Raw genomic sequence first — 20,381 nt, forward strand, 5'->3', positions numbered from 1 at the left:
ACTGAGGGCCATCAGGATGGAATACACACAACCACTGCTGCGCACCCTGTTCGTCATGGCCTCGGCGGTCGAGGCGCGAGACCCCTACACAGGCGGCCACCTCTGGCGGGTCTCGCAATTTGCCCGTCTGCTTGCCAGGGATGCCGGATTCCCGCCCATCGAGCAGGCGCGTATCGCACTGGGTGGTTTCCTCCATGATCTGGGCAAGATCGGTGTGCCGGACGCCATTCTCAACAAACCGGGCAAGCTGACCGATGAAGAGTACCGGGTGATCCAGACCCATCCCGATGTGGGCCAACGGTTGCTGCAAAACCATCCCCTCGCCGCACTGGTCATCGACGTCGTTCACGCTCACCATGAACGCCCCGATGGCCATGGTTACCCGCGCCGGCTTACCCTTGAATATATTCCGCCCGATGCGCGCATCGTGGGGATCTGCGACGCCTTCGATGCCATGACCAGCACACGGCCCTACCGCAAGGGCATGCCGATTGAAACCGCGCTGAACATTATCCGTGACAACCTCGGCACTCAGTTCGACCCGGCGCTTGGGGTACGCTTTACCAATCTGGGCGAGGCGGGTCATCTGTCGCCCATCGTCGGCCACAGCGAACCGGGAATCCCGTTGCAGGTCTGTCCCAATTGCGGTCCGTCGCTGGTGATAACGCGCCACAACGCGCCCGGCGATCACCTTTATTGCCGCTCCTGCGGCGGTGAATCGGAACTGCTATGGCAAGCTGGAGAGTGGCGGACCCGGCCGACCGGCAAACGCGGCACGCCCGCGCAGCTGATGCCGCGCCTGGATGACGACATGATCGATGATCTCCTGGCAGGGGCCGACACCTTGCTCCACGAGAGCAAACCGAACCTGCTGTCTCGATTGCGCAGTCAACTGACAGGTCATGCCTAGCCCCGGGTGGAAATTTCCTTGATTCGTGTGGCCTGGCGTATCTCCTGTAAGGAATTGGCACCTCGTGCCGACAAACTTCTTATCAAGCGGCAAATCCACCGGAGGCGCACAATGTGCAGCACACCAGGCAGACGTACCGTCATCAGACGTCCAACCGCCAAACCGTTGTCCGCCGATCCGGCATTTACCGATATGGTGAGGCGCTCCAATATCGCCTATGAAAAGCGCCAGGTGGAGAAGCGGCAACGTATGCTCGATTCAGAACACCCCCATGTCAAAGTGGTGAACATCGCGCGTGTCGCCTGCCCCACCCATATCCTCAAGCTCAAGGAATGTCTCGGGGATATCGCGCCGTTCGAAACCCTCAGAATCATCCCCGGCACAGCCGCCGTGCTCACCGATCTGACAGCCGCCTGCCGCGCCCTCGGTCATGCCGTGGAGCAGGTTGATGACGCGAATGGAGGCGAGCTTTATGTGACACGCTTGTACTGAACGAATAAAAATAATGCCAGGTCATGTTTCCGGGTCGATTTTTTCCAGAGCGGATTTTTCCGCTCTCGCCAATAACGCCAAGAAAAACTGACTTTTTCGCTTAAATTCCGATACATGCAGTCTTGGCGTTCCTGGCGAGAGAAAATGCCTTCTCTTCGTACCCATAAATTTTGCGGACGAGCCAAAAAAATCTCTGCTGCACAAATGGAAATATCAAATTTAACCACATAAAAAAACCACAAAGGCTAGACTGGTGCTGGGGCTGACTTATTCAAAGCCGATCCGGAAAGTCACGGAACTACCGTGCTGAAATTACAAATAAGGGGAGAGGAAAGCGATGCACCGCAATTTTTTTCTGTTTACCGTCGGATCGCTGACTATCGTCGCACTACTTTACGGGTTATGGCCGCCGGTCATCTGGGCGCTCCTGGTACTGATTCCGCTGATTCTGCTGGGCCTGTATGACATGTCCCAGCCACATCATTCGCTACGCCGGAATTATCCCCTGTTCGGGCGTGGGCGCTGGTTCATGGAGTGGTTGCGCCCCTTCATCCGCCAGTACCTGATCGAGTCGGACACCGACGGCGCGCCGATCAATCGCATGTTCCGCAACATTGTCTACCAGCGCGCCAAGGGCGCCCTGGAGAGCGTACCCTTCGGCACCCAGATAGACACCTACCGTGACGGCTACGAATGGATCGGCCACTCCATCTCCGCCATCGATGTAACCGAGGTGGAGCATGACCTGCGGGTCAGCGTCGGTGGCCCCGATTGCCGGCAGCCCTACCTGGCCAGCATCTTCAATATCTCCGCGATGAGCTTCGGCGCCCTGAGCCGCAATGCCATTCTCGCCCTCAACAGTGGGGCCAAGGCTGGCGGGTTCTACCACAACACCGGTGAGGGCGGCGTCAGTTCCCACCACCTGGAGTCGGGTGGAGATCTGGTTTGGCAGATCGGCACCGGATATTTCGGTTGCCGCGACCACGCTGGCCGATTTTGCCCCGATACCTTCCGTGACAAGGCGCTGCTGCCAAATATCAGGATGATCGAGATCAAACTCTCCCAGGGGGCCAAGCCGGGGCATGGCGGCATCCTCCCGGCCGACAAGAACACCCCCGAGATTGCCGCGATACGGGATGTGCCGGTCGCCACCCAGGTAAACTCGCCACCCGCCCACGCCGCCTTCTCCACGCCGTTGCAGCTACTCGACTTCGTCAAGCAGCTGCGCGAGCTCTCCGACGGCAAGCCGGTGGGGTTCAAGCTGTCGATCGGGCGCAAGAGCGAATTCATCGCCATCTGCAAGGCGATGGTGGCCAGCGGCATCACACCCGATTTCATCACCGTGGACGGCGGCGAGGGGGGCACGGGCGCGGCGCCGCTGGAGTATACCAACTCCGTCGGCATGCCGTTGCGCGAGGCGCTGGCCTTTGTCGATGACTGCCTGACCGGTTTTGGTCTGCGCCAACAGATCCGTATCATCGCCTCGGGCAAGGTGTTCACCGCTTTCCATCTGGTCAAGAACCTGGCACTGGGGGCGGATATCTGCAACAGCGCGCGCGGCATGATGCTGGCGCTGGGCTGTGTCCAGTCGCTCACCTGCAACAGCAACCACTGCCCCTCGGGCGTGGCGACCCAGGATCCCCGCCTCTACCGCGGCCTGGTGGTTACCGACAAGGCGCGGCGGGTGGCCCAGTTCCATGCCAAGACCGTGCATGCCACCGCCGAAATCATCGCCTCGGCGGGCCTGTGCCACACTAGTGAACTGACCCGCACCCATATCTACCGGCGCGTCAACCAGGAGACGGTGCGGCGTTATGACCAGGTATTCCCCTACCTCAAGCGTGACTGCCTGCTCTCGGGCAGTCCGCCCGAGGCCTGGCGGCTCTATCTGGACGAGGCCGACCCCGGCAGCTTCATGCCGAAAATGTGCCTGACCCATATCGACCGGGAGTGTTGCGAAGTCGATGGCGCCGGGCAAGCGTCGCTTCCCGGCACCAAACAGGTCGGTGAAGATAAACATCAAACCATGGAGGACGTTTCATGAAGGCATCGGACCTGTTTATCCAGGCGTTGGAGGCGGAAGGGGTGGAGTACATCTTCGGCATTCCCGGGGAAGAGAATCTTGACCTGCTCAACTCACTCAGGGAGTCGTCGATCCGCTTGATTCTCACCCGCCATGAGCAGGCGGCGGGATTCATGGCCGCCACCTATGGCCGCCTGACCGGCAAGACCGGTGTCTGCATGGCCACCCTGGGGCCGGGCGCCACCAACCTGGTCACCGCCGCCGCCTACGCCCAGCTCGGCGCCATGCCAATGCTGATGATTACCGGCCAGAAACCGATCAAGGCGAGCAAGCAGGGCGAGTTCCAGATTGTCGACGTGGTCGACATGATGCAGCCGCTGACCAAGTACACGCGGCAAATCGGCAGCGCCCACAACATCCCGGCGCGTGTACGCGAGGCATTCCGGCGCGCGGAGGATGAGCGGCCTGGCGCAGTGCATCTGGAACTCCCGGAGGACATCGCCCACGACCAGACCGATGCCCAGGTAATTCAGCGCAGCCGCTTCGAGCAGCCACGCGCCAGCGAGCACTCCCTCGCCGCGGCAAAGAACATGATCGAGCAGGCCGGGCATCCGCTGTTGCTGGTCGGCGCCGGGGCCAATCGCCGCCACACCTGCGGTGTGTTGCGCGCCTTTGTCGACAAGACCGGTATCCCCTTCTTCAGTACCCAGATGGGCAAGGGGGTGATCGACGAACGCCATCCCCTGTTTATCGGCAACGCGGCCCTGTCCGGCGAGGATTACCTGCATCGGGCCATCGAGGCGGCGGACCTGATCATCAACGTGGGCCACGATGTGGTGGAAAAACCGCCCTTTATCATGGGCAACGTAGCTCGACAGGAGATGGCCGGCGGCCACCTGAAAGACGCATGGGAAGGCGCGGGGGACGCCAGCGGGGCCAAGGTGATTCATATCAACTACATCACCGCCGCCATTGACGCGGTCTACTACCCTCAGCAGGGGGTGATCGGCGATATCACCGACACCATGGAACGGCTCACCCGGACGATCGAGCCGCCGGACCATTGGGATTTCAACCGCTTCATGGCGGTGAAGCAGGCGCTCGACGCGCAACTGCTTGAAGGCAGCGACGACGGACGCTTCCCGCTCTACCCGCAGCGGCTGGTGGCGGATGTGCGTCGGGTGATGCCGGATGACGGCATCATCGCGCTGGATAACGGCGTCTACAAGATCTGGTTTGCCCGCAACTACCGGGCCTATCTGTCCAACACCGTGCTGCTTGACAACGCACTGGCCACCATGGGAGCGGGACTGCCCTCGGCCATGGCGGCGAAGATGGTCCGCCCGCAGAGCAAGGTGATGGCCATCTGCGGTGACGGCGGGTTCATGATGAATTCCCAGGAGCTGGAGACCGCCGTGCGTCTGGGCCTGGATCTGGTGATACTGATCCTGCGCGATGACGCCTATGGCATGATCAAATGGAAGCAGGCCAACATGGGTTTCGATGACTTTGGCCTCGATTACGCAAATCCCGACTTTGTGCAGTATGCCAGGAGCTATGGCGCACAGGGCCATCGCGTGGAGTCGGCGGATCATCTGCTGCCGTTGCTGCAGCAGTGTCTGGACAGCCCCGGGGTGCATCTGGTGGATGCCCAAATCGATTACCGTGATAATGACCGTATCCTTAACCACGAGATCAAGGAAAAGAGCCGTACCATTTAACCCAAGGGAGCACACCATGCCTGAACACTTTCCGCTGATGATCGCCGGGGCCATCGAGCCCACCGGTTCGCTGGAGGTCGTGGCGCCATTCGATCAATCGCCCATCGCCAGGATCGATACCTGCGGATCCGATGGTATCGAACAGGCACTGCAAACCGCCTACACGCTATTCCGCGACCGTGATGCCTGGCTGCCTGTGCATCGGCGCATTGCCATCCTGGAACAGTGTGCCGAACTGATGCGCGCGCGCGCCGATTTTCTGGCCATTGAGGCGGCGCGTGAAGGGGGCAAGCCGCTGATCGATTCACGCGTCGAGGTGGTGCGTGCCATTGACAGTATCCGCCTCTGCGCCGACTCCCTGCGCGACGCAAGGGGTGAGGTGATTGCCATGGGCATCAACCCCGCCTCGGCAGGGAAACAGGCGCACACCGTCTGCGAGCCGATTGGCGTGGTGGTGGCACTCAGCGCCTTCAACCACCCACTCAACCTTATTGCCCACCAGATAGGCCCCGCCATTGCCGCTGGCTGCCCGGTGATTGTCAAACCGGCCCAGGACACGCCGCTCTCCTGCTACCGTCTGGTCGCCCTGCTGCGCGAAGCGGGACTGCCGGACGCCTGGTGCCAGGCACTGGTGACCGAAAGCAATGCGGTGACCGGCCGGCTGGTGGCGGACCGGCGGGTCGCTTTCCTGAGCTTTATCGGCAGTGCACGGGTGGGCTGGATGCTACGTTCACAACTCGCGCCCGGTGCCCGCTGTGCGCTGGAGCACGGCGGTGCCGCCCCGGTAATTGTGGACCAGGATGCCGACATCAAGGCGGTGGTACCGAAGCTGCTCAAGGGCGGCTTCTACCATGCCGGCCAGGTCTGCGTCTCGGTTCAACGGGTATTCGTCCACGAAACCCTGGCGAGAGAACTGGCCAGCCGACTCGCCGAGGGCGCGGCCAGTTTGCGTATTGGTGATCCCACCCTGGAACAGACCGAAGTGGGTCCATTGATCCGCCCCGCCGAGGTCGAGCGTATCGGACAATGGGTCAGGGAGGCGATGGAAGACGGCGCGGAGCTGCTCTGTGGCGGCAGGCCACTCTCAGACACCACCTATGCCTGCACCGTGCTGTATGATCCACCGGACAGTTCCCGGGTCAGCAACGAAGAGATCTTCGGCCCCGTGGTCTGCGTTTATCCCTATACCGACCTCGATGAGGCCATCGCCCGCGCCAACAGCCTGCCCTGGGCGTTTCAAGCGGCGGTGTTTACCGACAGCATGGCAACAGCGAATCGTGCGGCCGGTCGACTCGACGCCTCGGCGGTGATGATCAACGACCACACCGCCTTCCGCGTGGACTGGATGCCCTTTGCCGGACTCCGCCAATCGGGGCTCGGCGTGGGTGGCATCCCCTACACCCTGCACGACATGCAGGTGCGTAAAATGATAGTCATGGAGGCGGCGACAACCGGCACCTCATGAAGAGACAAAGGTGGATGCACCTACCGGCTTATCCACTACAAAACTACAACCCGTAGGATGCGGTGAGTAAAACGAACCGCATCGGTCCGGCGGCGAGCAAATGATGCGGTTCGCAAGCTCACCAGCATCCTACCCCGAAAACCGGTCAAAGGGCGCCCCGAGGGCGCCGTCGGCGGGCACGGCCCGCCCTATGTTCTCGTACACCGTCGGCGCGGGACGATGAGTCTTGGTGGGTGGGGTAGCGGCGCACAGGCACGACACGTTCATTCCGCGACAACGCCCGGGCACCACGTAACCCATCGACTCCTCGGCCGCTAAAGGGTGGGTTACGGCGAGCACGGTGCAATGCAAACTACCACCCCCGATGCAGACCGCACCTAACCCATCCAAACTGCCCTCCCTTTCGTCCTTTCTCAACAACTCTAAGCGGGGGATATGCTCGCAACAACGCACTTATTCAGAATCTCCAGTCCGGTGAAATTTCTGAATCACCTTCCCGGTCTCCTAACAAGGGATGGGGTCGCCAAGTGATGTAAATGTCGCCATTCCGACCAACCCTTTCATTATACGGAGATACCAATATGCACATGAAAAAAACGCTCATCTGCACCGCGGTGGGGCTGTTTATTGCGAATTCAGCACCACTTTTTGCAGGCGAGGTTGATGACCTGAAGGCTCAGGTCCAAAAACTGATGACCCGGGTAGAGCAGTTGGAAAACCAGAAAACCGCCGCCGACAGCAAGCCGACCGTCACCTCCGGCGAGAAGCAGGTGCGACTATCCATCTCAGGGCAAGTCAACCGGGGCCTGCTGATAACCGATGACGGGGAAGAGACGGACTACCACAATGTCGACAATGATGCCTCGTCCACGCGTATCCGCTTCATTGGCGAAGCAGACCCCACCGATGAACTGACGGTAGGTACGGCAATCGAGGTGCAGTTCGAATCGAACTCCACCGCCGATGTGAGTCAGTTGACCAGGGAAACAGGTGGACCCACACCTGGCACCGACAATTTCACCCAACGCCGGCTTGAGGTCTATTTCGATCATAAGCGCTTTGGTAAATTGTGGCTGGGCCAAGGCTGGACGGCCAGTGAAGGAACCTCGGAAGCGGACCTGTCGGGTACCGCCTTGGCCGGCTATTCGGATACCGATATCCTGGCGGGTGGCACCTTCTTCCGTGGCAGCAACGGCGTGCTGAGTGCCATCACGGTCAAGAGTGTGCTGACCAACCTGGATGGTCTCGGGCGTGATGATCGTATTCGCTACGACACACCCAGCTTCGGCGGATTGAAGCTGGCGACCAGCCTGGTGGATGGCGACGCCTGGGATGTGGCAGCCCTCTATTCATCTGCCTTCCCCGGCTTCAAGCTGGTTGGCGCACTCGCCTACGCCCAGACATCCAGTTCGGATCAGGTCAATGGATCCGCCTCGATCCTGCTCGACAACGGGTTGAATTTCACCCTTGGGGCCGGTGATCAGGACAAGGATGGGACCTCCGCGGACCCGAACTTCTATTATGCCAAGCTAGGCTATCGGGCATCCTGGTTCAGTGTCGGCAAGACATCCCTCTCCGTGGACTATCATCAGACGGATGATGCCGGCGTGCTGGGTGATGACGCCAGCAGTTACGGTCTTCAGCTGGTTCAGGAGATCAAACCGTGGGCAACCGAAGCCTATGCTGGTCTGAGGAATTATTCACTGGATCGACCAGGTAGTAATTTCGAGGATGTCTCGGCGTTGCTGGCAGGCGTCAGGGTGAAATTCTGATATGAATATTCGTTCATCAAGCGGGAGCCAATGGGTACTGGTTCTGCTCAGCCTGCTCTGGCTGACCGGCTGCGGCGCCGCACGCAGCTACCAGTACGTCGATCAAACGGAGATTCCACCGGGCCCGGGATTGCTGACGGGTGAACAAGGAGGGTTTGTTTTCAGCGCGCCTCTGCCCGGCAGTCAGTCCAAGTAAGCAGTTCAATCCGTAGGATGCGGTGAGTAAAACGAACCGCATCGGTCCAGCGGTCAGCGAATGATGCGGTTCGCAAGCTCACCAGCATCCTACCCAGAAAACCGGTCATAGGGCGCCCCGTGGGGGCCATCGGCGGGCACGGCCCGCCCTATGTTCTCGAACATCGCCGGCGCTGAACGGCGGGAATCCCGCCGCCCCTTATTCGCTCAACCGCCACTGACAATCAGTTTGTAGTCGGGCGTCGGATTGAGGGGGCAGGAGTAGACATACTCACCCGGTTTCAGGTCGACCGGGTAGTCCTGGGTCTTGCCGGTGGTCAGTCCGCCACCCGAGACGCTGGGCAACCGGGCACGGTTGACCAGACCATCTCCGCGCAGCCAGAAACCCAGTTCATAGGGTACATTTTTGTTGCTGACCCTGAATACATAGCGCCCGGGCGTGAGCGTGATCACCTCGGCCTCGGCCAGTCGCTCGTCGCCCGTCCGCTGGTTGATCGCCTGGCAATCGCCGATATTCCGGGATGAAAAGCCCCGGTCGATACCCCGCTCGCTCTCCAGGAACTGACACGGCACCTGGGTCAACTCGATGACTTGCGTCTCCGCCAACGCAGGGGCACTCGGAACAGGGGCCAACATAACCAGGCCGGCCATCAGTAATTGACGCATGTCGATCTCCTCATTTTCTACCTTCGCTCAACCCATGAGACCGGTTCCCGGCGGTGAAATCTTTCATTCATCCGGTCGAACCCGGGTACCGCTCCCGCCTGTAAGGATAGTCGACCTGCAGCGTCTATACCTACAGACGCATATCGATACCTTTTGTGCATCCTGGTGTTTACAATAGTCGCTGTTTCATCGGCCGCGGGCAGATCATGAACAGTGAAATGGACGGTAACACCAGCACAGCGACGGAGCTTTGGCTGCAAGAGTCGGAGATCGCCACTCTGCGCCAGGAGATGCTGCGATTCGCGAAACTGCAGTTGCGTGATGTCGCCACGGCGGAAGACGCGGTACAGGAGGCACTATCGGCGGCCTATGCGACACGGGAGCGTTTTGCCGGTCGGGCACAGGTAAAGACCTGGATATTTTCCATCCTGCGCAACAAGATCATCGACCAGATACGCAGTCATACACGCCATCCAACCCACAGCCTTACCCGGGACGATGGCAGCGATACAGAGGTCGGCGCACTTTTTGACGAGGGTGGGTACTGGCACAAAGCGGCGCGCCCTGCCGATTGGGGCGATCCGGAAGCGGCCCTGGGAAGCGAGCAGTTTTGGATGATTTTTGAGATCTGTCTAAACGCCATGCCGGAGAATACAGCACGCATCTTCACCATGCGCGAATTTCTCGGCCTGGAAACGGCGATGATCTGTACGGAACTCGGCATTAGCGAGAGCAACTGCTGGGTAACCCTGCATCGGGCGAGATCACGCCTGCGCCTGTGCCTGGAAGAGAACTGGATCAACCGCGGGTAAATGACATGCTGAACTGCAAACAGACCACGAAACTGCTATCGGAAAAACAGGATCGGCCCCTGTCATACAGGGAGCGTCTCGCATTGCGTCTCCACCTGATAATGTGTTCGGGATGCACGAACTACGACCGACAAATGGAATTCATACGCAAGGCGTGCCGGCGCATTGGAGGCGGTGACGCGAAGTAAACATCTAAAAAGATATGGCAGCTACGAATTGCACCGGGCTATTGTTTGTCCCAAACGCGCATCGTCACGCTACGCAAGCTTTGCTGTAACGCCGCAGGCGGACGAAGATCCGCTTTTTGCCGGGCAGAAGCCCCCACGGGAACGCGACAGACACACCACTGAATGTGCGCTCATTCACCGCGACCACGACAGTCGGTCACACTGCCCGTGATCATGTCAGCCACAGGTCTGGAGGGTTAAGGGGATTCCCCTGCTGGGCCTTTTCACGCCGTGGTAGAACATCCAGACTCGGCCAGAGTCCGGTTGACAGTGCCCTGGCATAGCCTGTATCGATGCCGGCGTCCCGCATGGCGCGGCCGGCTTTTCGGTAATCGTAGGCAAGGCGATGCCAGCTGGCACATACGCGTTTGCCCTTCCACTCAAGCAGAAGATACCATCCATCGGGCGTGCCGTCGTTGGCCGGCAGCCCGATAACACCCGTATTGAGCCAATACTGCCGGCCGATCCGCTGGCCGAATGGAATGCCGCAATGCCCGCCAATAACTGAACCACCAGCCACCAGTGCAAGCTCCCGTTGTTTCTCCTCATCGGGGGTGGAGGGGAAAATGAATTTGTTAATCAAGCTGGGGGCGCCGTGCACCACATGGAACGAGTGAGCACCGAAGGTAAAACGTAGCGAACGCGGAAGTGTGCGCATCCAGTCGCGCTGCGCCGGCGTGATCCGGCTATTGGTATACCCAAACCACGACTCGGAGAGTTGGGCGCAGACAGACCCCTGATCGAATCCGCAACCGCAATCAATGGCTTTGTCTGCCAGCGCCTCCTCGCAGTTGCCCATGACGACATGGATACCCCAGTCACGGGTCATTTCAACCGATTCAAAGGGTGACGCACAATAGGCCGTCAGATCGCCTGTGCAAATGATCCGTTGCGCCGGTATATGCCGACGCTCCGCCTCGTTTCGGATGGCGGTTAACGCCTCCAGGTTGCCGTAGGGCCCACCAAACAGCAGCAGCGGCCCATCCGTAGAGCCCAGATGATGTAATGCATTATTGGTTGCCATCAGGGTTGGACCGTGGACGCGACCGGACTGCGGCGCCGGTTTGTCAGCAGATCGCCAACCCAGAACAGCAGGCAGCCGATCCCCAGTACGCTGATCGAGATGTAGAGCAGTTTCGTGTACTTATGCATATCCCCCAGCCACTGGGTGTGATTGGCGGATTCGGTAAAATAGAGTGCCGCGCCCGTAATGGCCAGGACGAAGGTGGCCAGGTAACTCCAGAGCGGGATGTTTTCACGCCCTCCCCACAGTGAGAAAAAGACCACCGGTGCAAGATACATCGAAGCGGTACCGCTGACCGCCACGGCACTGAACAGATCCTTGTTTCCGGCGAACACCAGCAATAACCCCAGCAGCATGAACAGGGCCATGGTGATTCGGCCATTTCTAACCGTAGGCTCAATGACACGCATATTCACCACCGCCAGCCTGGATGCGCTTGAAAGGGTACTGTCCAGGGTCGACATGGCCGATATCACCAGTGCCGCGCCGAACAACAGCATGGGAATCTCCCCCAGGACGCGGGACAACACCTGGTTCATGGTGTCACCCGCCAGGGCGTTGGCTCCCGCCATTACGCCCAGGCTGCCAAACAGTATGATGCAGAGCATGCTGATCCAGGCGGCGTGAAGAAAACTGCGGCGAGTGGTTTCACGATCGGACAAAAAGCCACGGTCCATCATCACCGGATCATGCATCGGATAGCTCCAGATCTGCAGCAGTGCCACGGCCATGAGGACGGGACCGGGTTGGTCGATCTCGAAGGGTTTGAAGGTCAAGGCATCCAGCGTGAGGTGACCACTGACAAGTGCGGATAGCATCAGTACAAGCAATATGCCGATGAACAGCAGCATCTGCAACAGATCGGTGCGCAGGGAGGCATGCAAGCCACCTATCATGGAGTAGAACAGGGTGACCAGGGCCAGACCGATAACCGACAAGGCATAGGATTGCGAGCCGGTCACGCCAAACAGGATGCCAATAACCAGCAGATTGGCGAATACCTCGCTGAGCAGACGCAGACCCACTACCACGTTATAGCAGCCGGCCCCCCAAGCCCCAAAGCGCACCTGGAGAAACGCCTGGATGCTATCGTAACCCTGCTTGAAGCGCAGGCTGTCGATAATCATTCCGCCGGTGAGGAATGACAGATAATAGGCGGCATAGGCCAGGGTGCCCCAGATGCCATAGTAGTAACCCAGGATGGCGGCATTCATCAGGGAGCGGGCGAAGATCCAGGTGGTCACCTGGGACAGCGTAAGCATCCACAGGCCCGGCGGATTACCATTGGCAGACAGCCCGTTGAAAAAAGTGTGGTTACTATTGGCCCGGGAAGAGAGCATCATGGAAAATAACGCAACAGTGACGACAATACCCGGCAGGGCATAATCCATAGTATTTCCTCCGTAATTTGGTTTCTCGCGGTACTGTCGTCAGATGGACTGCCGGCCTTACAGTCTTGCAGAGAAAAATCGGTGTTTTCCCTAGTGTCGCAATTGCTTGTTTATAACTCCGGTAATCATTTACTTTCCCCTGTTTCCTGATTTTTGGACAATGCTGCAATAATACTGATGATAGAATCACTGTCCCACTCTCTGATACCGGTTGCCTTGTAGACTATACGGCCTGATGCATCCAGAATATATGTCACCGGAATACCGACGACGCGCCATTCGCCAGCGACCTTGCCATCGTGATCCAGAAGCACAGGGAATGATACCGGCGATTGATCCAGAAAATTGTTAACAGATGACAACTCATCCTGCATGGCGATGGCCAATAAAACAATACCCGATGGCTCAAGTCTTTTCCATGCTCTTTCGAGTGCTGGCATCTCTATTCTGCAGGGTATGCACCAGGTTGACCAGAAGTTGACCACCACTATACGTCCCTGGTAGTCCGCCAGGCGATGACGGTTGCCGTTGCGGTCAGGGAGTTCAAAATCAGAGGCAAAACGATTGTCGGTAACTGCATCAAGATCGGTTCGATAGGATTGCTGTCTATTTGAGGTATTTTCCTTTGCCATAAGAGATGACGAGGCAAAGGTTAATATGAATACCATGATGGTACAGAAGAGCCGGCTGTGAACAGATAGCGGCCGGTAATTTATTTGTTGCAAGCTGAGTAATCGAATGATGTTCATGATTTGAATTTTTTCACCCGAAAAAGAGGGCGTGGACGACACTTATTGACATCCACGCCCTGTTTGCCTGGCAAATTATCCTGTTAGGTTAATGGTCTGATTATTCGTTATCAACTACGATCTATGCCTTTATCAGGGCCGGTTCCGCGCATGCGCCTCTCTTCTTGCTCCTGCAGTTCAATGCTCCAGATAAGACGGTAGCCGTTACCTTTGTCTACCCAAAATTCGTTGGCATTTATCGCATTGAATTTTGGGCTCAATTTACCTTCTACACGAACCTTCTCAAGTGCATGGCGTGCTTTTATTGCCCGGTCAATATTGGTGACAAAGTAATACTGGCCGTCATCGGTCTGTACTACGAAGTCACGTTCCGTGGCAATATGCGGATCAAGCTTGTCAACAGGGCACTCCTCCCCACGTGAAGCACATTCCAGGCCATTGAGCTTACCTTCAATGGTCGCTGCCGGTACCGAGGTTGCATAAAGCGCCATTGAACCAAATAGGGCCGCGGCAATACTGAGTGATCTTACAATCGATGTTGATTTCTTCATGGCGATTTTCCTTTTAGTTTGCGTTATTTGTTTTACACAATGAAAAACGTTTCGTTGTGTAATGTAATAGACCAGTAATTGCTGCCTATTCTTTCGTATCACAAGTAACGCCAAGGAAAACCAACTGTTTTATCTTGCCTTGCATAAGGCAGTATTTTCTAAGTTCATATGCAATAACCATATAATTGCGTATGCCGATTGACCCTTGCAATTCGGTATCAGAAAATGCCCCTGCAACAGGCATCATGACACAGTCAAACACGATGTATAATTGATTCAACGAGTTTTTTAGCAGTTAAAGCAACGTCCACAAAACGACAGTAATTAAACATGCCGGATTGAAAAGACACAAATCCGGGGTCTATCAAACAATACAAGATCAATTGCAGAATTCACTGATCCGTGAAATATTCCAGCCGCTCTCCAGGTCTTTTACAGCAAGGACCACTTCTCAGGTCCATGAATATCAAACTCAAATATCAACAACTGGAGAATTGTCATGAAACGCATACTCATCACCACTACCCTGGTTTCACTTTTCGCTGCCGGCATTGCCAGCGCCGACATCAATACCGATCTGAATACTGATCTGGTCTACGGTCCCAGCGTAAATAGCGAGGTAAATTTTAGCCGCATGCCAGCTACCGGTGCGGGCCGCTCCACCACAATCAAAACGGCGCAGAACTATGGTGGCATGCAAGACCACCCCAGCGAGCGGGCTTCAGGAATCTGAATATTTTCTCACTACCCACTCTGAAGGACGAAAAGCCCTCGCCAAATGGCGAGGGCTTTATCTATCAGGTGATTTAAATCTTACATTTTCTCTGGTCAGGCAGGATTATCCAGATCCTCGATGATCGGACATCCGTCCCGGGTGCCATGACAGAGATTAACCAGTAGCGTCAATTCCCTGCGCAGGGTTTCAAGCGCCTTCATCTGATTTTCAACTTCCGCCAGCTTCTGGTGGGTCAATTCGCGCACTTCATCGCGGGCGTGCTGCGGGTCCTCGCGCATCTCCAGCAGCCGGGCGATCTCTTCCAACGAGAACTTCATCGCCTTGGCCCGTTGGACGAAGCGCAGCCGTGACAGGTCGTGGTGGTCGTAAAGGCGCACCCCGGAGAGCGAACGGCCGACCGGCCGCAACAGCTTTATCTTCTCGTAGTAGCGTAGCGTATCGACACTGAGGCCGGTGAGGTGGGCCACCTCGCCGATACGGAATCGGGACTGATGATGATCACTCATGTTATGTCCGCCTTCGGTGTGAATTTGGTGGCTAAAGTTTCGGAGTTCACAAGGCGTCCTTCAGGACGGGCTGCCTCTACCCTTTATGCATAAGTGGCTCGGACTGCATCCAGGCGTAGGATGGGTGGAGCGCCTCCATGAACTCTCCGCCAGCTCCCTCTCCGGCGCGCAACCCATCGCGCACCTGCATCCGCATCCGAAGATGGGTTACGGCGCGACCTATCGCCGTGAATAGCCCTTAACAATGGTGCCGCGCCTCCACCCATCCTACACGCTTGTTCATCGGCATTTGTGGGTAAAGGGCAGGGCTACCCCCCTTTCGCGGCGAGTCGCCGGGTGAACTCGGCACGCAGTTCGCGGATCGACGGCAGGCCGGTAAACCGGAGCTGTCCGTCGATGGCAATGGCGGGGGTGGCGAGCACGCCAAGCGCCACGGCATGATCCAGCTCTTCAAGCACATCGACCACCCGCCATTCGATACGGCTTTCACCGAACTCCCCGACCAGGTTGCGCAACGTCTCCCGGGCCTGGCCACAACTGCGGCAGCCGGGAGAGGAGAACAGCTCGACGTTGATACTCATCCGTTGCCTCCTTACCTTTTCAGCATCATCTTCAGCGCTTTCCCGGCCGCCATTTCTCGATACGATGGGCATCAAAATTGGCCACGTAGACCGTTCCGTCGGCATCGACATCCACGGCAATGGCGGTATGGGCCGGACCCGTCGCCGGGGTACCGAAGGCGGTGAGGAAGGTGCCATCGGGGCGGAACTTCTGCACCCGATCGTGATAGAAGTCGGCCACGAAGACATTGCCTTCCGGCCCCAGGGCGATGGAGGTGACAGTGGCGAACCAACCATTGAAGGGACCGTGAACATTGAGTGCGAATGGACCGCCCCACTTGCGCAGGAAGCGCCCATCGGCGGCGAATACCTGGATGCGGTCGTTGTAGCCGTCGGCCACGTAGAGGGTACCATCACCCGCCAGGGCGACATCCGTCGGGTAGTTGAACTCGCCCGCCCAGATGCCGATCCTGCCGCTCTCCCCCCGTTGCGAGACGAAACGCCCGTCCGGCTTCAGCTGCTGCACCCGTTGGTTATAAAAATCCACCACGTGGAGATCGCCGTTGGCTGCCACCGCCACTCCGCCCGGAGCGCTGAACTCGCCGGGAGCGCTACCGGCGCGGCCGATGCGGCGACGCGGCGTGCCGTCCAGGGCAAACACCTCGACGCGGTCGTTCCAGTAGTCGGCCACGTAGAGTTCATCCTGGTGGATGGCCAGATTCATCGGCCGTCCGAGTTTGCCGGGACCGTCGCCCTTGCCGCCAAACTGGCGTCTGAAGCGCCCGTCAACGTCGAACACCTGAATGCGCGCGTTGCGTGCGTCGCTGACGAACACCTCGCCCTCGTGCACCACGATCCCGGTGGGTTCATTGAGCTGTCCGGCTCCCGAACCGAGCCCACCCCAACTGATGGTCAACACGTAGGCCGGCTCTTTCGGCGACGGCACCCAGACCAGCCAGACGACGGCCAGAAGAACCAGCAGACCCGCTGCTGTAGTGGCGCCGATTTTCAGTACTGAACTTTGCTTCACAGCCGCTGCCGCGTCATGCTGCGATAGCTAAAACCCGCGTCCTTGAACAGCTGCAGCATCCGCGCTTCGGTGATCTCCACCCCCTCGCGCACATCCACCGTGACCAGGCCATTTTCCAGGTCGATATCGATCCGCTCGACACCCTCGATCTGGTTCAGTTTCTTCTCGATGCCATAGGCGCAATAGGGACAGGCCAGCCCATCCACCCGCATGGCGTATTGCGTGCCGGCAGCCAAGGCCGTCAGGCTCCAGAGCAACAACAGCGGCAACATAATATAGCGTTTCATCTCATCACCTCTTTCACTTTTAAAGTGATATGTCCATGTAGGTTGGGGTGAGCCTGCGAACCCCAACAAACACCCATTCAATGCCATGATGTTGGGGTTCGTTCCTCACCCCAACCTACGGCCTACAGAAATCGTCATTCCGGCGCAGCCGAAGGAGTGGTGCAGGGATGCACCGTTTACGGACCTGAGGATGGAATCCAGGAATATCGCCACATTAAGCAATCTGGATCCCGGCCTGCGCCGGGATGACGGTGGTTCTTGGCTTAAGTAAGTACCATTCGGGTCGGAGTCAAACCGTGCTCCAGCGACTGGTAAATACCACCCGCCCCGGCGGTTTGACTCCGACCCCTTGCTCATTCCATCACTATCCGACAACCTACAGATGCCATTCGAGCACCAGTTTGGCACGGTAGTCGGTCTGCTCCTGATTGCCGTTCAGATCGCTGGCGATCGGAATCTGCACCCCGGCCTTGACCGCGAAGTTGCGTTTGGTCCAGAAAATGCCCGGCGACAGGAACCACTCGGTGCCGCCGCTGTCGGGCAGTTCCGCACCATTCAGCTCGGCGCGTCTGCCATATTCGCCGTTCAGCTCCAGCAGCCACACCGTATCCGGCAGGTAGTAACTGGGGAGCCTGGGCCGCCAGCCGGCGGCCAGATCCAGTAGCACCTTGTCGCCCCGCCGCAGGCCGGCATCGTTCTCTCCGTTATGCCGGTAACGCAGGCTGGCCCAGCGGTACCACTTGAGGCTCTCGTAACCGTAGGTCAGACCCAGGATGGCATCGGTGGTACCGCTCCCCAGGGCGGGCGTGGCGCCCTCGTCACCGGTATCGGTCCTGATCTTCAGCAGCGCGGCCGCGCTCTCCTGGGCACCCAGCGTGTCGTGGCGCCAGAACCGGTACTTGGTGAACAGGCTCAGGTCGCCTGGGCCGCTGGAATCATCCGCGCCCTCCTCCTTCCAGGCGTAGGGCAGTTCGATACCCGCGGCCCAATCCCCGGTGATGCCGTACACCATCTCCAGATCCAGTTCCAACTCCCGTTCCTCGCCCGCCTCGCCCAGATGCACCTCCGTGGCCACCTCGACACCACCCTTGTACAGCACGTGGGGACCGATACCGAACACCGGGTCATGCGCCCAGGCAGGGCTGTTGATCAATAGCGCCAACAGGGCGACTGCCCAGACTGCCCCTCCTCCATTGTAATGCCTACTCATACAGACTCCCACGTTCAGATTGCCGCGAAAAAATATCCAAGTTTTAAAAAGCATAGACCCTGGAGCTGACTCCAGGTCAAGCCCTGTTTTTTATTCACCGCCGCGGCGAAAATCATCCGGAATACGCGGCGCAAACCAACCCCGCACTAACGCCGCGAAACACCACGGGGCATTACGCCACATAACGTTTCGTTACATCGATACATTAATATCCATCGCCTCAACCCCCCTCACCCACCCCCGCCACCAAACCATAACATGCTGTATTTATTACATAAAAATAGTTAAGCACAAAACTGGCACGGCATCTGCAATATCCAGATTACAAAGCAAAACATTACGCAGTAAACAACCCTTTAAGGAGCACGACATGAACAAACTGATCACTCTTGCAGTACTCGCCTTCGCCTCGACCGGTGCCCTGGCCGCCAACGTAACGCCCGACCTCAGCAGCGATATCCTGTACGGCGGCGCTTCTGTCAGCGTCAGCCCGGGCAGCGCCTTTGTGCAGAACGGCCCCGTGAACACGGACCTCTCCACCGACCTGGTTTACGGTTCCGACAGCCGCGGCCACAGTCATAAGGCCCAGCCGGTCGAGCAGTTCGCCAACCAACGTCCGGACATCTCGACCGACATCATCTACGGCGGCTGATCACAGCTGAATGATGAATGATAAAGCCACCCCCGACGGCACCGCCGCCGGGGGCTTTTGTTTGCGAGCTACGGGTCCACACCCCGGCGTGGCAAATCTGCCACCTACAGGAGTGGCCGCTCCCGGCATCCTGCCTCCCGCGGCATTAGCACTTCCTTGTGCGTCGCTTTGCCGCGAAAACCTTCGCGCCGGAGGCGCTCCTACGGACCTCTTTTCCACCCCGACTCGTTGCGGTGAGCCTGCGAACCCCAACTGGATTCCGGCAGCAATTCTAAGTACGGCTTTCAATAGCCGTTTAGTTATCCCAGCCCCGGCTAGTAAGGAACCACGGATGGACACGGATTCACACAGATAGGAGATCAGAATTCTGAATCCGTGTTTATCTGTGTGAATCCGTGGTTCTCCTGGGTCCCGCCCATTATGAATTTGCCCGTTATGCCTCACCTCTCTGGCGCCCACCAAACCATCGGAGGGGGTTATAGTAAATTTATTCTTATTCATTAGCGTTCATTCGCGGCTAAAAATGAATCCTTGCCAAGAGATGCTGAGGCTAAACCTCGCCAATTTTAGAATTGCTGGGATTCCGGTCAGCGACTTGACTCCGTACCTGGGTACGGCGTTTATCCTTATTTCAGGGATTGGAACCAATGAATGAGGAGTGCTTCGTGGCGGAATACACCGTAACCAAGAACCGTTCACTGATCACAGCGGCGCTGTTGGCGGTCGGTGCCTCGCTCTGTTGTGTCGGCCCGTTTGTATTGCTGATGCTGGGGGTGAGTGGTGCCTGGATCGGCAACCTCACGGCCCTGGAACCCTATCGTCCCATCTTCATCGGCCTGACCCTGCTGTTCCTGGGGCTGGCATTTCGAAAACTCTACCTCGTGCCCCAGGTTTGCGAGCCGGGCACACCTTGCGCCAATCCTTCCGTGCGCCGAAACCAGCGCCTGATCTTCTGGTTCGTGACCGCGATCCTCGGTTTGCTGATCGCCTTCCCCTGGTACGCCCCCATCCTGCTCGGTTAACCGGTGAGCTTTGACAAGGAGAACAACCCGATGATTCGTACAATTACGTTCATACTGCTGCTGGGATTGATTACCATGGGCATGGCACTTGCGGTTCCGGCCACCCAAGCCGCCGGACAAGCACAACCCCGAACCGTCACCCTGAGTGTTGAGAACATGACCTGCAGCATGTGCCCCATCACCGTGCGCAAGGCCCTGGAGAGAGTACCGGGCGTCATCAAAGCCGAGGCGGGATACGAAAAAGGTAGCATAGGCTGGGCCAGGGTGACCTTCGATGGGTCGAAGACCGACGTTGAAATGCTCACGGATGCGACATTCGAAGCCGGCTACCCCTCCGCGCTCAAGACCGAATAAACAATACCAATAACCGGAGACTATCC

The 20,381-nt window shown here is 58.1% G+C and carries 23 protein-coding genes; 13 read left to right on the top strand and 10 right to left on the bottom strand.

Annotated elements, in window-relative coordinates; translation table 11 throughout:
* Positions 1-16: 16 nt before the first annotated feature.
* From NPX02_RS06285 to NPX02_RS06315, 7 genes are all read left to right on the top strand, one after another.
* Positions 17-910 carry an HD-GYP domain-containing protein gene (locus NPX02_RS06285; RefSeq protein WP_260292596.1) on the top strand — a complete coding sequence of 298 codons (894 nt, stop codon included), beginning with the start codon at positions 17-19 and terminating at the stop codon, positions 908-910.
* Between the two features lie 111 nt (positions 911-1,021).
* Positions 1,022-1,402 carry a sulfurtransferase TusA family protein gene (locus NPX02_RS06290; protein WP_260292597.1) on the top strand — a complete coding sequence of 127 codons (381 nt, stop codon included), beginning with the start codon at positions 1,022-1,024 and terminating at the stop codon, positions 1,400-1,402.
* A gap of 337 nt (positions 1,403-1,739) precedes the next feature.
* On the top strand, positions 1,740-3,446 hold the full coding sequence (locus tag NPX02_RS06295) for an FMN-binding glutamate synthase family protein (RefSeq protein WP_260292598.1): 1,707 nt from the start codon (positions 1,740-1,742) through the stop codon (positions 3,444-3,446).
* Positions 3,443-5,146: an acetolactate synthase large subunit gene (locus tag NPX02_RS06300; protein ID WP_260292599.1), complete on the top strand. Its 1,704-nt coding sequence runs from the start codon at positions 3,443-3,445 to the stop codon at positions 5,144-5,146. Before NPX02_RS06295 ends, NPX02_RS06300 begins: the two co-directional genes overlap by 4 nt.
* Before the next feature lie 16 nt (positions 5,147-5,162).
* Entirely contained in the window at positions 5,163-6,611 is a 1,449-nt protein-coding gene (locus NPX02_RS06305) for an aldehyde dehydrogenase family protein (protein ID WP_260292600.1), read from the top strand.
* Between the two features lie 587 nt (positions 6,612-7,198).
* Positions 7,199-8,383, top strand: coding sequence for a porin (locus tag NPX02_RS06310; RefSeq protein ID WP_260292601.1), 1,185 nt, complete (start codon positions 7,199-7,201; stop codon positions 8,381-8,383).
* A 1-nt stretch (position 8,384) separates the two neighbouring features.
* Positions 8,385-8,579: a hypothetical protein gene (locus NPX02_RS06315; protein WP_260292602.1), complete on the top strand. Its 195-nt coding sequence runs from the start codon at positions 8,385-8,387 to the stop codon at positions 8,577-8,579.
* A gap of 206 nt (positions 8,580-8,785) precedes the next feature.
* Here NPX02_RS06315 and NPX02_RS06320 read toward each other — a convergent pair whose 3' ends face one another.
* Complete coding sequence (locus tag NPX02_RS06320) at positions 8,786-9,244, bottom strand: hypothetical protein (RefSeq protein ID WP_260292603.1); 459 nt, start codon at positions 9,242-9,244, stop codon at positions 8,786-8,788.
* Between the two features lie 206 nt (positions 9,245-9,450).
* On the opposite strand from NPX02_RS06320, the gene NPX02_RS06325 reads away from it, so the two are divergent.
* Both NPX02_RS06325 and NPX02_RS21585 read left to right on the top strand, forming a co-directional pair.
* Positions 9,451-10,056 carry a sigma-70 family RNA polymerase sigma factor gene (locus tag NPX02_RS06325; RefSeq protein ID WP_260292604.1) on the top strand — a complete coding sequence of 202 codons (606 nt, stop codon included), beginning with the start codon at positions 9,451-9,453 and terminating at the stop codon, positions 10,054-10,056.
* 5 nt (positions 10,057-10,061) lie between these two features.
* Complete coding sequence (locus NPX02_RS21585; RefSeq protein WP_260292605.1) at positions 10,062-10,244, top strand: zf-HC2 domain-containing protein; 183 nt, start codon at positions 10,062-10,064, stop codon at positions 10,242-10,244.
* Between the two features lie 211 nt (positions 10,245-10,455).
* Here the strand turns inward: NPX02_RS21585 and NPX02_RS06335 are convergent, their stop codons facing one another.
* The 4 genes from NPX02_RS06335 to NPX02_RS06350 form a co-directional block, all read right to left on the bottom strand.
* On the bottom strand, positions 10,456-11,307 hold the full coding sequence (locus tag NPX02_RS06335; protein ID WP_260292606.1) for a metallophosphoesterase family protein: 852 nt from the start codon (positions 11,305-11,307) through the stop codon (positions 10,456-10,458).
* Entirely contained in the window at positions 11,307-12,698 is a 1,392-nt protein-coding gene (locus NPX02_RS06340; protein ID WP_260292607.1) for an SLC5/6 family protein, read from the bottom strand. The genes NPX02_RS06335 and NPX02_RS06340 overlap by 1 nt, the downstream gene beginning before the upstream one ends.
* Before the next feature lie 125 nt (positions 12,699-12,823).
* Entirely contained in the window at positions 12,824-13,447 is a 624-nt protein-coding gene (locus NPX02_RS06345) for a TlpA disulfide reductase family protein (RefSeq protein ID WP_260292608.1), read from the bottom strand.
* Positions 13,448-13,557: 110 nt separating this feature from the next.
* The gene (locus NPX02_RS06350; RefSeq protein ID WP_260292609.1) at positions 13,558-13,998 is read right to left on the bottom strand and encodes a hypothetical protein; all 441 of its coding nucleotides are present in this window, start codon (positions 13,996-13,998) and stop codon (positions 13,558-13,560) included.
* Between the two features lie 499 nt (positions 13,999-14,497).
* On the opposite strand from NPX02_RS06350, the gene NPX02_RS06355 reads away from it, so the two are divergent.
* A complete protein-coding gene (locus NPX02_RS06355; RefSeq protein WP_260292610.1) occupies positions 14,498-14,731 on the top strand; it encodes a hypothetical protein in 234 nt (77 codons plus the stop codon).
* A gap of 95 nt (positions 14,732-14,826) precedes the next feature.
* Here the strand turns inward: NPX02_RS06355 and NPX02_RS06360 are convergent, their stop codons facing one another.
* The 5 genes from NPX02_RS06360 to NPX02_RS06380 all read right to left on the bottom strand — a co-directional run bounded on the left by NPX02_RS06360 (position 14,827) and on the right by NPX02_RS06380 (position 18,327).
* Entirely contained in the window at positions 14,827-15,240 is a 414-nt protein-coding gene (locus tag NPX02_RS06360) for a heavy metal-responsive transcriptional regulator (protein ID WP_260292611.1), read from the bottom strand.
* A gap of 308 nt (positions 15,241-15,548) precedes the next feature.
* Positions 15,549-15,821, bottom strand: a complete 273-nt coding sequence (locus NPX02_RS06365) for a thioredoxin family protein (protein WP_260292612.1) — start codon at positions 15,819-15,821, stop codon at positions 15,549-15,551.
* A 31-nt stretch (positions 15,822-15,852) separates the two neighbouring features.
* A complete protein-coding gene (locus NPX02_RS06370) occupies positions 15,853-16,830 on the bottom strand; it encodes an NHL repeat-containing protein (protein ID WP_260292613.1) in 978 nt (325 codons plus the stop codon).
* Positions 16,827-17,117: a heavy-metal-associated domain-containing protein gene (locus tag NPX02_RS06375; RefSeq protein ID WP_260292614.1), complete on the bottom strand. Its 291-nt coding sequence runs from the start codon at positions 17,115-17,117 to the stop codon at positions 16,827-16,829. The genes NPX02_RS06370 and NPX02_RS06375 overlap by 4 nt, the downstream gene beginning before the upstream one ends.
* A gap of 376 nt (positions 17,118-17,493) precedes the next feature.
* A complete protein-coding gene (locus tag NPX02_RS06380) occupies positions 17,494-18,327 on the bottom strand; it encodes a transporter (protein ID WP_260292615.1) in 834 nt (277 codons plus the stop codon).
* Between the two features lie 370 nt (positions 18,328-18,697).
* On the opposite strand from NPX02_RS06380, the gene NPX02_RS06385 reads away from it, so the two are divergent.
* The 3 genes from NPX02_RS06385 to merP all read left to right on the top strand — a co-directional run bounded on the left by NPX02_RS06385 (position 18,698) and on the right by merP (position 20,355).
* Positions 18,698-18,979, top strand: coding sequence for a hypothetical protein (locus NPX02_RS06385; protein ID WP_260292616.1), 282 nt, complete (start codon positions 18,698-18,700; stop codon positions 18,977-18,979).
* 647 nt (positions 18,980-19,626) lie between these two features.
* Positions 19,627-20,001, top strand: a complete 375-nt coding sequence (locus NPX02_RS06390; protein ID WP_260292617.1) for a mercuric transporter MerT family protein — start codon at positions 19,627-19,629, stop codon at positions 19,999-20,001.
* Positions 20,002-20,004: 3 nt separating this feature from the next.
* Entirely contained in the window at positions 20,005-20,355 is a 351-nt protein-coding gene (gene merP, locus NPX02_RS06395) for a mercury resistance system periplasmic binding protein MerP (protein ID WP_335342517.1), read from the top strand.
* Positions 20,356-20,381: the final 26 nt, after the last annotated feature.

Origin of the sequence: Sedimenticola hydrogenitrophicus (genome assembly GCF_025175675.1) — a bacterium.
Taxonomy (GTDB): domain Bacteria; phylum Pseudomonadota; class Gammaproteobacteria; order Chromatiales; family Chromatiaceae; genus Sedimenticola; species Sedimenticola hydrogenitrophicus.